This window comes from Aquabacter sp. L1I39, assembly GCF_017742835.1.
GTDB lineage: Bacteria > Pseudomonadota > Alphaproteobacteria > Rhizobiales > Xanthobacteraceae > L1I39.
The window spans coordinates 201,559-214,393 of the sequence record NZ_CP072392.1; the positions used below are offsets into that span (position 1 = coordinate 201,559).

General features: G+C 66.8%; 12 protein-coding genes. 6 read left to right on the forward strand and 6 right to left on the reverse strand.

Translation table 11 applies throughout. The features are described from left to right. Positions 1–337 precede the first annotated feature (337 nt). Positions 338–2,086 carry an APC family permease gene (locus tag J5J86_RS00920; protein WP_209103045.1) on the reverse strand — a complete coding sequence of 583 codons (1,749 nt, stop codon included), beginning with the start codon at positions 2,084–2,086 and terminating at the stop codon, positions 338–340. A 213-nt stretch (positions 2,087–2,299) separates the two neighbouring features. On the opposite strand from J5J86_RS00920, the gene J5J86_RS00925 reads away from it, so the two are divergent. Continuing rightward, entirely contained in the window at positions 2,300–3,163 is an 864-nt protein-coding gene (locus tag J5J86_RS00925; protein WP_209103046.1) for a helix-turn-helix domain-containing protein, read from the forward strand. A gap of 45 nt (positions 3,164–3,208) precedes the next feature. Here J5J86_RS00925 and J5J86_RS00930 read toward each other — a convergent pair whose 3' ends face one another. Genes J5J86_RS00930 through glnT form a run of 4 tightly spaced genes read right to left on the reverse strand, consistent with a single transcriptional unit; the run spans position 3,209 to position 7,559 of the window. Next, positions 3,209–4,537, reverse strand: a complete 1,329-nt coding sequence (locus tag J5J86_RS00930) for an FMN-binding glutamate synthase family protein (protein ID WP_209103047.1) — start codon at positions 4,535–4,537, stop codon at positions 3,209–3,211. Continuing rightward, positions 4,537–5,226 carry a GltB/FmdC/FwdC-like GXGXG domain-containing protein gene (locus tag J5J86_RS00935; protein WP_209103048.1) on the reverse strand — a complete coding sequence of 230 codons (690 nt, stop codon included), beginning with the start codon at positions 5,224–5,226 and terminating at the stop codon, positions 4,537–4,539. Before J5J86_RS00935 ends, J5J86_RS00930 begins: the two co-directional genes overlap by 1 nt. 1 nt (position 5,227) lies before the next feature. Continuing rightward, a complete protein-coding gene (locus J5J86_RS00940) occupies positions 5,228–6,124 on the reverse strand; it encodes a class II glutamine amidotransferase (RefSeq protein ID WP_209103049.1) in 897 nt (298 codons plus the stop codon). Positions 6,125–6,173: 49 nt separating this feature from the next. After that, a complete protein-coding gene (gene glnT / locus J5J86_RS00945) occupies positions 6,174–7,559 on the reverse strand; it encodes a type III glutamate--ammonia ligase (protein ID WP_209103050.1) in 1,386 nt (461 codons plus the stop codon). 200 nt (positions 7,560–7,759) lie between these two features. On the opposite strand from glnT, the gene J5J86_RS00950 reads away from it, so the two are divergent. Both J5J86_RS00950 and J5J86_RS00955 read left to right on the forward strand, forming a co-directional pair. Continuing rightward, positions 7,760–9,109, forward strand: a complete 1,350-nt coding sequence (locus J5J86_RS00950) for an NAD(P)/FAD-dependent oxidoreductase (protein ID WP_209103051.1) — start codon at positions 7,760–7,762, stop codon at positions 9,107–9,109. 11 nt (positions 9,110–9,120) lie between these two features. Further along, positions 9,121–9,516, forward strand: a complete 396-nt coding sequence (locus J5J86_RS00955) for a Rid family hydrolase (RefSeq protein ID WP_209103052.1) — start codon at positions 9,121–9,123, stop codon at positions 9,514–9,516. A gap of 32 nt (positions 9,517–9,548) precedes the next feature. Here the strand turns inward: J5J86_RS00955 and J5J86_RS00960 are convergent, their stop codons facing one another. After that, positions 9,549–10,007 carry an Lrp/AsnC family transcriptional regulator gene (locus J5J86_RS00960; RefSeq protein WP_209105160.1) on the reverse strand — a complete coding sequence of 153 codons (459 nt, stop codon included), beginning with the start codon at positions 10,005–10,007 and terminating at the stop codon, positions 9,549–9,551. A 201-nt stretch (positions 10,008–10,208) separates the two neighbouring features. Between J5J86_RS00960 and J5J86_RS00965 the strand changes: the two genes are divergently transcribed. The 3 genes from J5J86_RS00965 to J5J86_RS00975 are packed head-to-tail and all read left to right on the forward strand — an operon-like array spanning position 10,209 to position 12,774. Further along, positions 10,209–10,901, forward strand: coding sequence for an aspartate/glutamate racemase family protein (locus J5J86_RS00965; RefSeq protein WP_247658362.1), 693 nt, complete (start codon positions 10,209–10,211; stop codon positions 10,899–10,901). Positions 10,902–10,929: 28 nt separating this feature from the next. Next, the gene (locus J5J86_RS00970; protein WP_209103054.1) at positions 10,930–12,231 is read left to right on the forward strand and encodes an NAD(P)/FAD-dependent oxidoreductase; all 1,302 of its coding nucleotides are present in this window, start codon (positions 10,930–10,932) and stop codon (positions 12,229–12,231) included. 36 nt (positions 12,232–12,267) lie between these two features. Continuing rightward, positions 12,268–12,774: an L-2-amino-thiazoline-4-carboxylic acid hydrolase gene (locus tag J5J86_RS00975; protein WP_247657854.1), complete on the forward strand. Its 507-nt coding sequence runs from the start codon at positions 12,268–12,270 to the stop codon at positions 12,772–12,774. The last annotated feature ends 61 nt before the right edge of the window (positions 12,775–12,835 follow it).

Sequence of the window (12,835 nt, forward strand, 5' to 3'; positions counted from 1 at the left end):
GCTCCGTCCGCTCCCGCGCGGGGATTTGTGGCCTCGGCCCTGCGCCGCGTGGGCAACAGGTTCTCCCATCAGCACCGGCCGAACCAGAACCGGATCGGTGCGCCTGGGCCTTCAGCCTCCTCTGCTAACGGGCGCGAGGTGCGTTATTCCCCGTCCCGTCGGACACCCGCCCCCGACACCGCCCGTCAGGCCGCTCCGGACGCGCCCCTCCTTGGTGCCAGGTGAGGAGACCATAGCAGAGGTTCGCAGAAATAGGAATATGGTCTAGGATATTTTTCTTAGAAGCGTAAAAGCGCCCCCGCGCGATGGGCGCGGGAGCGCTTGGGCCTGTGGGCCTTCAGGTGGGAAGCTGGAAGTAGAAGTGTCCGAACAGGACCACCGCCGCCCCCGCCGCCAGGGTGAGGTAGGGCAGCAGGCCCGCCCGCCGGGCGCCGAGATCCTGGCCCTTCAGGTCGAGATCCACCAGCATGTGGTCGGGGAAGCGGCCCTTGTCCTGGACATAATGCCGATAGAGGAAGACCGGGATGATGAGCAGGGCGAAGACGAGCCCGTACCAGAGCGCGTTGGGATTGCCCCACACCTTGGCGCCCGCTCCCATCAGCAGGAGGTTGAAGAAGCCGAGCGCGGCATTCAATGCCACCAGCCAGTTGGGCGCCCGGTAGGGGCGGGGGATGTCCGGGCTGTCGATGCGGTGGATCCAGGTGGCCTGCAGGTTCAGGAAGATGAACAGCATGTAGCCCACATTGGAGATGGACAGGATGAGGTAATAGGCGGTCGCGTCCGAGGCTGCGAAGGTGAGCAGGCCCAGGTTGAACACGAGGTCGGTCCACATGGCCCGCGTGGGGGCGCCGTGCTCATTGGTGTGGGCGAGGAATTTGGGCAGCCAGCCGTCGACGCCGCCTTGGTAGAGGGTGCGGGAGGAGCCGGCCATGGCCATCATGATGGCCAGGATCAGCGCCAGGATCATCATCATCTCCAACAGGTGAGTGATGATGGGGGAGCCGGAGCCCACCATATTGCCCATGGCGGCGGCAACGCCGGTGCCATCCACGATGTCGGGCGCGGTCATGCCGTCAAGGCCGAGATAGCCCTGGAAGGTGGCCGCCACCAGCGCATAGAGCACCACGCACAGGAGGCCGGCATAGATGATGGACTTCTTGGTGTCGCTGCCCGGATTCTTGAATTCCCGGGTGTAGCAGACCGCTGTCTCGAAGGCATAGGTGGACCAGCCGGCGATGAAGAGCGCGCCGAAGAATTGCGTCCAGCCGCCATTGCTCCAGCTGCCGGCGGGCGGCACCAGGGGCGAGAAGTTGGCCGCATGGACCGAGCCGTTGAAGAAGGGCACCACGCCGACGATCAGCATCGGCACCACCACCAGGAGGCCGATCCACATCTGCACCCGCGCCGTGCCCAGGATGCCCCGGTGCTGGATGGCGAAGGCCACCAGCATCAGCACCGCGCCGATGAAGAAGGTGGCGCCGATCTCGATATTGGCGAGGCCGAACAGCGAGAAGCTCACCAGCTTGAAGGAGCGCAGCGCCGGCGTGCCGGCCTCGGTGAGGGCGGCGATGGCGACCTTTGCGGCCTCCTCGGCGCTCTTGCCGTCAATGGCCGCCGCATGGGCTGCCGATTTGAGCCAGGCGGCCACTTCCGGCGAATCGGGCGTGAAGACCGGCAGCGGCGCGATGGCGTTCAGGATATAGCCCGCCGCCACGGCGCAGCCGAGGGAGAGCACCGGCGACCAGGCATACCAGTTGCACCACACGGAGAGCGGCGCGGTGAGCTTGGAATAACGCAGCCACGCGGCCGCACCGTAAACCGCCGCGCCGCCGGACTTGTTGGCGAACAGGCCGGCGATCTCGGCATAGCTGTAGGCCTGGAAATAGCCCATCACCACGGAGAGCGCCCAGACCAGGAAGGCAAGCTTGCCGGCGGTGGCGCCCATGCCGCCGATGGAGATGAGCACCAGGGCGGGAACGCCGCTGGCGATCCAGAACGCGCCTTTCCAGTCGATGGCCCGATGCAGGCCCGTTTCGTCCGCGACGGAGGCGTGGCCGCTCCGCTCGGCATTGGACATCAGTGTCATGTGGGTCCCCGTTTTTGAAGGTTCGGCTGCGTCCCAGCCTCAGTTGGTTGCATTATATGCAATTTATTTTCATGCATCTGATGCATAAAATTTGCAGGCTGACAACAGGCAAGTTCAACGCCTGCAAGCACTTTCCTGAACGGAAGGTCTTACAAAGGGGCCGTGGCGCGGCTATGCTTTCGCACCTGACGCAACGGCCCTGGGGGTTTGGCGATGGCCACGAAGGCGAAGGCGCCCGCGCGCGCATCGGCGAAGGCCGGATCGACGGAAAAGGTCCCCGCGCCGCCGCCGGCGGGGGAAGCGGCCAAGCCCGCCGCAACGGCAAGGTCCTCGGAACGGGCCAAATCCGCACCCACGTCGGCCCCCAAGCCCGGCCCCAAGCCCGGCCCCAAGCCCGGCCCCAAGCCCGGCCCCAAGTCCGCACCCAAGTCCGCACCCAAGTCCGGCTCCAAGCCCGCCGCAAAGTCCGCCCCGCCGACCCATGGCCCTTCCGAGCAGTCCGCCGCCCGCGTGCCGCTGGAAAAGCGCATCGGCAACGTCCTGCGTAACCGCCGCGCCTCCGCCAATTTGACACTCGCGGAAGTCAGCGCGGGCGCCGGCATTTCCAGCGCCATGCTCAGCCGCATCGAGAACGGTGCGGCCGCCGCGAGCCTGGATTCCCTGGAACGGGTGTGTGAGGCGCTGGGCATCGGCATGGCCGATTTGTTCCAGGAGACCGACCAGCAGAACGGCATGGCCCAGCTCATCAAGCGGGCCGACCAGATGGAAGTGGTGCGGGTGGGCACCAAGCACGGCCACACCTACAAGCTGCTCTCCTACGACCGGGGGCCGCGCAAGATCTTCGAGCCCTTCTTCATCGAGATGGACAAGAAGAGCCTGTCCTGGCCGCGCTTCTCCCATCCCGGCACCGAATTCATCTACATGTTGCAAGGCCGGATGGAATATCGCTTCGGCGAGCGCACCTACATTCTGGAGCCCGGGGACGCCTTCACCTTTTCAGGCAATGTGGTGCACGGCCCCGAGCGGATCCTGGACGAGCGCGCGAAGTTCCTGTCCATCATCATCTATAACGAGTGAATCCAAGAGTGATCGCGCGGCGCCTGCGCACCGCGCAATCCCACCTCAGAACCGCTGGCCGGGGATCCACTCCGTGCCGGCGAGCGGCACGCGGGCCATGGCGGCGGCCTCTATGGTGAGGGCGACCAGGTCCTCCGGCTCCAGATTGTGCAGGTGGCTCTTGCCGCAGGCGCGCGCCAGGGTCTGGGCCTCCAGCGTCATCACCTTCAGGTAATTGGCGAGGCGCCGCCCCGCTTTCACCGGATCGAGGCGGGCCGCCAGTTCCGGGGTCTGGGTGGTGATGCCGGCGGGGTCCTTGCCCTCGTGCCAGTCGTCATAGGCCCCGGCGGTGGTGCCGAGCCGCTCATATTCGGCTTCAAACTGGGGATCATTGTCACCCAGCGCCGCCAGCGCCGCCGAGCCGATGGCCACCGCATCGGCGCCCAGCGCCAGGGCTTTGGCCACGTCGGCGCCGTTGCGGATGCCGCCGGAGACGATGAGCTGCACCTTGCGGTGCATGCCCAGGTCCTGGAGCGCCTGGACGGCGGGGCGGATGGCCGCGAGCAGAGGAATGCCCACATGCTCGATGAAGACTTCCTGCGTTGCCGCCGTGCCGCCCTGCATGCCGTCCAGCACCACCACGTCGGCGCCGGACTTCACGGCCAGCGCCGTGTCATAATAGGGCCGGCTGGCGCCCACCTTCAGGTAGATGGGCTTTTCCCAATTGGTGATCTCCCGCAATTCGTGGATCTTGATCTCCAGATCGTCGGCCCCGGTCCAGTCGGGATGCCGGCACGCGGAGCGCTGGTCGATGCCCTTGGGCAGGTTGCGCATCTCCGCCACCCGATCGGAAATCTTCTGCCCCAGCAGCATGCCGCCGCCGCCCGGCTTGGCGCCCTGGCCGATGACGATCTCGATGGCATCGGCCCGCCGCAGGTCGTCGGGGTTCATGCCATAGCGCGAGGGCAGATACTGGTAGACCAGATGCTTGGACTGCCCGCGCTCCTCCGGCGTCATGCCGCCGTCGCCGGTGGTGGTGGAGGTGCCGGCAAGGCTCGCCCCGCGCCCCAGCGCTTCCTTGGCCTGCGCCGAGAGCGAGCCGAAGCTCATGCCGGCAATGGTGATGGGGATGGCCAGCTGCAGCGGCTTTTTGGCGAAGCGGGTGCCGAGCGTGACCTCGGTGCCGCATTTCTCCCGATAGCCCTCCAGCGGGTAGCGCGTCATGGACGCGCCCAGCAGCAGCAGGTCATCGAAATTGGGCAGCCGGCGCTTGCTGCCGCCGCCGCGAATGTCATAGATGCCCGTGGCCGCCGCGCGGCGGATTTCGGACAGCGCATAGTCGTCGAAGGTGGCGGACTTGCGCGGCGTGGTGGGAAGCCAGTCTTTATCGGTCATCAGTAGGCCTCCACATTGTCGATGTTGAAATTGTAGAGCTTTCGGGCGGAGCCGTAGCGGCGGAACTCGCTCACATCCACGGTGCCGGCCTCGCCGGATGCCTTGATGAGCTCGAACAATTCCTGCCGGTGCTCGTCCCGCATCTCCTTCTCGATGCAGTCCGCGCCGAGGCCCGCCACCGGACCGCGCACATAGAGGCGGGCCTCGTAAAGGCTGTCGCCCAGCGCCTCGCCGGCCTCGCCAAACACAACGAGGCGTCCGCTCTGGCCCATGAAGGCGGAGAGGTGGCCGATGCCGCCCTTCACCACGATGTCGATGCCCTTCATGGAGATGCCGCAGCGGGCGGAGGCGTTGCCCTCCACGATCAGCAGGCCGCCCCGTCCGGTGGCGCCCGCCGACTGGCTGGCATCGCCCTTCACATGGATGAGGCCGCTCATCATGTTCTCGCCGACCCCCTGGCCGGCGCTGCCTTCCACCAGCACAGTGGCCTGCTTGTTCATGCCGCCGCAATAATAGCCCACGGGGCCGGCAATGGTGATGGTGACGGGCGCATCCACCCCCGCCGCGATGGCATGCTCGCCAGCGGGGTTGAGCACCGTCCAGTCGGTTTCGTTGGTGGTGGGGCCGAGCTGTTGCAGGGCCATGTTCAGTTCCCGGAGGGAGGTCTTGGCAAGATCGACCACGGGCATGTCAGGAATGCTCCCAGAAATAGACGGTCGCGGGCTTGGGCTCCCAGACCCGGGCGCTGGCGATGTCCGGCAGGACGGTGAGGCTCTTGAACTCGGAGGCGAAGGCGACATAGCGCTCGGTCTCGGCCATCACCGCCGGCTTGCAGGCGATGGGATCGCGCAGCACCGAGAAGCCGCTTTCCGTGCCCACCACGAAGGTGAAGAAGCCGTCCAGATCCTTCAGGCTGGAGGTGAGCGCCTCATCCAGGCTCTCCCCATCGCGCATCTTGCGGGTGAGATAGCCGGCGGCCACTTCGCTGTCGTTCTCGGTGCGGATGCGGATGCCGTCCTGGCGCAGGGCGCGGCGCAGGGAGGCGTGGTTGGAGATGGAGCCGTTATGGACGAGGCACTGTTCGGCGCCGGTGGAGAAGGGGTGGGCGCCGTCGGTGGTCACGGCGGATTCGGTGGCCATGCGGGTGTGGGAAATGCCGTGGCTGCCGCCCATCTGGGCGATGGCGAAGGCGGCGGCCACATCGTCCGGGTCGCCCACATCCTTGTAGATTTCCAGCCGGTTGCCGGCGCTCATGATGCTGGCCTCCGGCGCATGCTCGGCCAGCCAGGCCTCGGCGCGGGCGACGTCTTCGGCGGGCAGCGTCACCACCGCATGGCTGTGTCGGATGGCGGCGATGCCGCCCACCCCGAGGGCGGACAGGAGGCGGGCGGCGAGGGCTTCCGGCTCCGTGCCCTCGGGGGCGGCGAAGGTGAGCTTCACGAGGCCCGGCGTGGCATCGCCATAGATGGCAAAGCCCGCCGAATCCGGCCCGCGCCCGCGCAAGGTGGAGGTCATCAGCGCCAAGAGGCGCCCAAGGTCAGGTTCGAGGGTGGGGTCCTTGATGAACAGACCAGCTATTCCACACATGGAATGGTTCCTGTTGCTGGAGTGAGGGCAAGTTCTGGGGGAGGGAAGATCAGAAGAAGGTGAGATAGTGCTGCGTCTCCCAGTCGGAGACGTGCCGGTGGTATTCGGCCCATTCCTCGCGCTTCAGCGACACGAATTCATCGATGAAGTCGGCGCCGAGCGCGGTGCGGAAGAGGTCGCTGGCCGCCAGTTCTTCCACCGCTTCGCAAAGCGTGCGGGGCAAGGTCTCGATGCCGCGGGCGCGCACCTCGGCGGGGCTGAGGGCGTAGAAATTCACGTTGTGCGGCGCGCCGGGATCGAGCGCCCGGTCCACCCCGTCGAGGCCGGCGGCGATCAGGGCGGCCTGCGCCAGATAGGGGTTCATGCCGGAATCCCCCACCCGGATCTCGATGCGCCCATAGGGCGCGCGCACCATGGCCGTGCGGTTGTTGTCGCCATAGGCAATGAAGACCGGCGCCCAGGTGGTGCCGGATGCGGTGCGCCCCACCACCAGGCGCTTGTAGGAATTCACCGAGGGCGCCAATAACGCGGTCAGCGCCTTGGCATGGCGCAGGATGCCGGCGGTGAAGGCATAGGCGAGGGGCGAGAGCCCCAGCCCATTGGCATCGCCCGCCTCATGGAAGATGTTGCGCCCCGAGGCGTCCGCCAGCGAGCAATGGATGTGCATGCCATTGCCGGTGAACGAGCTTTTCGGCTTGGGCATGAAGGAGCAGAGGGCGCCCAATTCGTGCGCCACCTCCGCCGCCGCCATCTTGAAGAGCGTGACATTGTCGGCGGAGGTCAAAGCGTCTGCATAGCGGAAATTGATCTCATACTGGCCGTTCGCGTCCTCATGGTCGATCTGGTAGACGTCGATGCCCAGCGCCTTCAGGCTGTCCGTCACCCGCTCCAGGAACAGCCGGGCGCGGGAGAGGCCGCGATAATCATAGGCGGGCTTGCGCAAGGTGTCGGTGCCGTCGAACGGGCGCACCGATCCATCCGTGGTGCGCTCCAGCAGGGAGAATTCCGGCTCGATGCCGGTATTCAGCGTCCAGCCCCGCTCGGCGAGCCGCGCCACCTGCGCCTTCAACATGTTGCGGGTGTCGATGGGGTGGACACGCCCGCCCACGAGGCCGGTGCCCATCATGCGCGCATAGCCGGGCGACCAGGGCAGGAGCTTCAGCGTCTCCAGGTCGCCGCGCACGATATATTCGGCCTCGTGCGGGGCAAGGCGCAGGCCGTTGACGCCGCCGCCGGCAAAGCCGACGCCCTCGGCCACCAGTTCGTCCAGATGATCCACCGGAACCGCCTTGCTCTTGGCGGTGCCGTAGATGTCCACGAACTGGGCGAGCACGTAGCGCACCTTGTGCGTGGCGAGGAAGGCGCGCGCCGCCTCAAGGTCCAGCCCCGCCGGCGTGGCGAGGGCATCGGGCGCAAAGCTCCATTGCTCGGTCATGAGCCGTCATTCCCTGCTTGGAAGGTCGTAAGTTGATGTCGCTGCTCTGTTTTTGCGGCCCGCCTGCGGGCCGTTGGCGCGGCGGACTGGCCGTTGCCGCGCTCTAATCGGCTACAACGAACTTGCATGTCATGCAACATATTTGTATGAAGATTGTGCCGAGGGGATGTCAGCCCCGGTGCAAGAGGGGATCGATGGGCATGAGCGGGACGGGGCGTCATCCGACCCTTGGGGAATTGTCGCGCGGCCAGATGCCGGAGGGGGCGCGCCTCGCCTTCCGGCCCTATTGGTGGGACGCCGCGCCCCGGCCGGAGCCGGACGCAATGCCCTTGCCCGAGCGCGCCGACGTGGTCGTCATCGGCTCCGGCTTCACCGGCCTCTCGGCCGCTCTCACCCTGGTGCGCAACGGCCGCGTGCCCTTGGTGCTGGAGCGGGAAGTGCCGGGCTTCGGCGCCTCCACCCGCAATGGCGGGCAGATCGGCAGCGGCAACCAGAAATTCCGCGTGCAGCATCTCATCGCCCTGCGCGGGGCAGAGAAGGCCCGGGCGATGCTGCGCGAGGGCGTGGCCATGCTCGATTACATCGCGGACCTGGTGGCGCGGGAGCAGATCGCCTGCGATTTTGCCCGCTGCGGCCGCTTTCGTGGCGCCATCCGCCCCGCCCATTACGAGGCCATGGCCCGCGACATGGAGGATCTCTTCGCGTTCGCGGGCGTGGAGAGCTTCATGGTGCCGCGCGCCGAGCAGCACCGGGAAATCGGCTCGGACCTGTTCCATGGCGGCTCGGTCCTGCCGGGGGACGCCAGTCTCCATCCCGGCCGCTATCATGCGGGGCTGATGGCGCGGATCCTTGCCGCCGGAGGGGCCGTGATTGGCGGGGCGGGGGTGACGGGTATCCGCGTGGAACCGGACGGTTTCAGCCTCGCAACGCCACGGGGCGCCGTGCGTTGCCGGGCGGTGATCGTGGCCACCAACGGCTATACGGACGGCATGCTGCCGGAACTGAAGCGGCGCATCGTGCCGGTGGGCTCGGGGCTGATCGCGACGGGGGAAATACCGTCGGCCTTGTTCAAGCCATTGATGCCCACGGACCGCGTCTACGGCAACACCAACCGCGTCTTCTCTTATTTTCGCGCGGCGCCGGGCGAACGGCGGATCGTGTGGGGCGGACGGGTGGGGCGCCTTGCCTCCGACCGCTCACCGGCTGCCTATGCCCATCTCGCCCGCGATCTTTTGGAGACCTTTCCGGCGCTCTCCGACGTGCCCGTGACCCATGGATGGGACGGCCGCATCGGCTATACCTATGACGAGGTGCCCCATCTCGGCCGCACGCGGCAGGGGGTGCATTACGCGCTCGGCTATTGCGGCACCGGCGTCTCCCGCGCCACCTATTTCGGCCACAAGGTGGCCCTGCAGGTGCTCGGCGCGCCGCAAGGGCGCACCGCCTTTGACGATCTCGCCTTCCCCGCTTTTCCCGTCCACCCCGTCGCCAAGCGCGCGGTGCCTGTGGTTGAGACCTGGTACCGGCTTCGGGACACCTACGATTTCTAGAGGAAGAGAAGATGAACCAAAGCATGTCCCCCGCTCGGCGCAATATTTCCTCCGGCGGAGCCTATGAAAGCGTGTTCGGCTATTCCCGCGCGGTGCGGGTGGGCGACGACATCCATGTGTCCGGCACTTGCGCCCCCGTGGGGCATGAGGAAAGTGATGCGCAGACCCAGACCCGCGCCATCCTGACCATTGTCGAGAAGGTGCTGACCGAGGCGGGCGGGCGCCTGGAGGACGTGGTGCGCACGGTGGTCTATGTGCGCGACATGGCGGATGCGGACGGCGTCGCCCGCGCCCATCTGGAGCGCTTCGACGCCATCCGCCCGGCGAGCACATTGGTGCAGGTCACCTCCATGCTGCGGCCCTGGCAGAAGGTGGAAATCGAGACCTATGCCAAGGTGATGGCATAGGTTTCGCAGTCGTCCATCCCCCGCCGTTCCGCTCAGGCATAGCGCAGCGGGACGGCGGTGGTGTATTTCAGCTCCTCCATGGAGATGAAAGAGGTGACGTCGGTGAAGTCCACCTCGCTGATCATCTTCTTATAGACCGCGTCATAGACCTCGACGCTCGGCACCACCAGGCGCAGCAGATAGTCCATGTCCCCGGTGAGGCGGTAGGCCTCCACGATCTCGGGGATGCCCTGGATGACCTTTCGGAACGCATCGAGCCAGGCCATGGAATGGCGGGACGTGCGCACGCCCACGAACACCGTCATGGCCACATTGGCCTTGCGCCGGTCCACCAGCGCCACCTTTTTGCTGATGAGCCCGTCCTCCTCCAGCGCCTTGATGCGGCGCCAGCAGGCGGAGGTGGAGAGCCCCACCTTGTCCGCGAGATCGGCCACCGGAAGGGTGGCGTCCTCCTGCAGGCTCTCCAGAATCCGTTTGTCCCGAATGTCCAGCATGCGCGCCTCGTTTGCTTGCAGGTTCAAGGATGCGCAAAAATTTTCGACATATGCAAGATCAAACGCAATGAGATTGCGTATTCTAACGAAAGTATGCCGAAAGACGCGCACTTCCTCCGCACGGCCCGGGATAACGTTCCTGTGACTTTGATGTGAGGGAGATGTCCAGTGTCTCGGACAATCGGACTGATCGGCGGTATGAGTTGGGAAAGCACGGCCGTTTATTACAAGGAAATCAATGAATTGGTGCGGGATCGCCGGGGCGGTCTCGCCTCCGCCGACATCCTGCTCCACTCGGTGAATTTCGACGAGATCGTCTCCATGCAGAAGGCCGGCCGCTGGGACCTGGCCGAGCAGGCGCTGGCCAATACCGCCAACGGCCTGGTGCGGGCCGGCGCCGGCTGCATCCTCATCTGCACCAACACCATGCATCTGGTGGCCGATCAGGTGGCGCGCGCGGTTCCCGTGCCGCTGCTGCATATCGTGGACGTGGTGGGCCATGCGCTGGTGGAGGCGGGCATGAAGAAGCCGCTGCTGCTCGCCACCCGCTACACCATGGAGCAGGATTTCTATCGCGACCGCATGGCGGCCCGCTTCGGCATCCACATGATGGTGCCCCAGGCGGAAGACCGCACCGGCGTGCACGACATCATTTTCGACGAGCTGTGCCAGGGCGTCATCAAGGACAGCTCCCGCGCCTTCTATGTGGACGTGATCCGCAAGGCGGCGGAAGCTGGCGCCGATTGCGTGATTCTGGGCTGCACCGAGATCGGCCTGTTGATCGACCACAAGGACAGCCCGCTGCCGGTGTTCGATTCCACCAAGCTCCATGCCCGGGCGGCGGTCGATTTCTTCGACGGCTCGCTTCAGGTGGAAACCGTCGCGGCCTGAAGCGCCGCTGAAGACCGGATCTTGCCCCATGACACAGCCCGTGCCTTTTCCTCCCTCCCTCTGGGCGTCGGTGACCCCCGACCGGCCCGCCGCGCCCGCGCTGGAGGGTGAGATCCGGGCCGATATGGCCGTGGTGGGGGCGGGGTTCACGGGCCTGTCCACCGCGCTGGCCTTGGCCGAGCGGGGGCACAAGGTGGTGGTGGTGGAAGCGGCCCGTGCCGGCTGGGGCGCGTCCGGGCGCAACAATGGCCAGGTCATCCCCACCATGACCGGCGCCGAGCCGGACGTGATGGCGGAGCGTTTCGGCGCGGTGGGCGAGCGCTTCGCCCAATTGGTGTCGGACAGCGCGGCGAACCTGTTCAAATTGGTGCGCCGGCTCGACCTGAAATGCGAGGCGGAACAGACCGGCTGGTTCCAGCCCGCCCATTCCCCCGGCCGCGTGAAGCTCTCCGCCGCGCGGGTGGAGGCCTGGGCCCGGCGCGGGGCACCGGTTAGCCTCTTGAGCGCCGATGAGACCGCGGCGCTCACCGGCTCGCGCGCCTGGTATGGCGGCATGCTCAACCGCTCGGGCGGCCACATCAATCCGCTCGCTTATGCCCGCGCCTTGGCCGGCGCGGCGGTGGCGGCGGGGGTATCCCTCTATGAGAACAGCCCCGTCCAGTCGGTGGAGCGCACGCCCGCCGGCTGGGTGGTCTCCACGGCGAAGGGCCGGGTGATCGCCGATCAGGTGATGATGGCGGCCAATGGCTATACGGACTGGTTCGCCCCCGGCCTTGCGCCGCGCCTTGCCCATTCGCTGGTGCCGGTCCTGTCCTGGCAGATGGCGACCGCGCCCCAGCCGGAGGCGGTGCGGGCGAAGGTCTTGCCTGGCCGGCAGGCGCTCTCCGACACCCACGGCGACCTGCGCTTCTTCCGCTGGGATGCGCGCGGGCGCCTCGTGTCCGGCGGCGCGCTCATCGTGCCCTTCAATGGCGCGGAGCGCCTGAAGCGGCTGATCGGCGCGCGCCTTGCGGGCATCTTCCCGCAAATGGGCGTGCCCACGTTCGATTTCGTCTGGAACGGCCGCATCGGCATGACCGACGACCGCATGCCCCGCTTCCATCGGGTGGCCGACGGGCTGTGGGCCTGGGTCGCCTGCAACGGGCGCGGCGTCGCGCTCTCCAGCGCGCTGGGTCCCGTCTTCGCCGACGCCATGGAAGGCAAGGCGGAGGCGGATCTTCCGGTGCCGCTGACCCCCGTGCGGCCCTATCCGTTCCATGGGGTGGCCAAACTCGTCGCCCCCACCCTGCTCGCCTGGTATCGGCATAAGGATGCCGTCGAGCCCTCCTGACACACCAATACCGTCCATCCAGAGAAGGAAGAGGTCATGACCGAGAGCTCGCCCAGCGGCCGCATGGTGCCCATCGAGTGGCTCCAGGGCGCGTTCAACATGCGCGCCGCCGCCTATGCCAACATGTTCGACGTGCTGCGCGAGGCGTTCGGCACCGAGCGGGCGGTGGAACTCTCCAGCGAGGCCACCCGCCGCATGGGCGCCACCATGGGCGCACGCTTCGCCGATCTCGGCCCCGCCGATCTGCCGGGCCTGAAGGACCGCTTTCTGGGCGGCATTCCCGCCGGCGATGTCCTCTTCCAGCCCGAGGTGCGCCAGTGCGACGCGGAGCGGCTGGAGATCAAGTTCCACCGCTGCCCCCTGAAGGAAGCCTGGGCCGGAATGGGCCGCTCGGACGCAGACCTGGAGCTTCTGTGCAAGGCGGGCGGGGCCATTGATGGCGGGCTCTTCAGCGCCGCCGGCTTCGTCTTCAAGGGCGAGACCTGGCATCCCGGCGAGGAGGGCTGCTGCCGCCTGATCGTGGAACCGGGGAAGGCGGCCTGAAATCCCGCTGCCCTGCGTTTCGACGCGCACAAAAAACAGGCTAAAAAGAACCCATCACCCC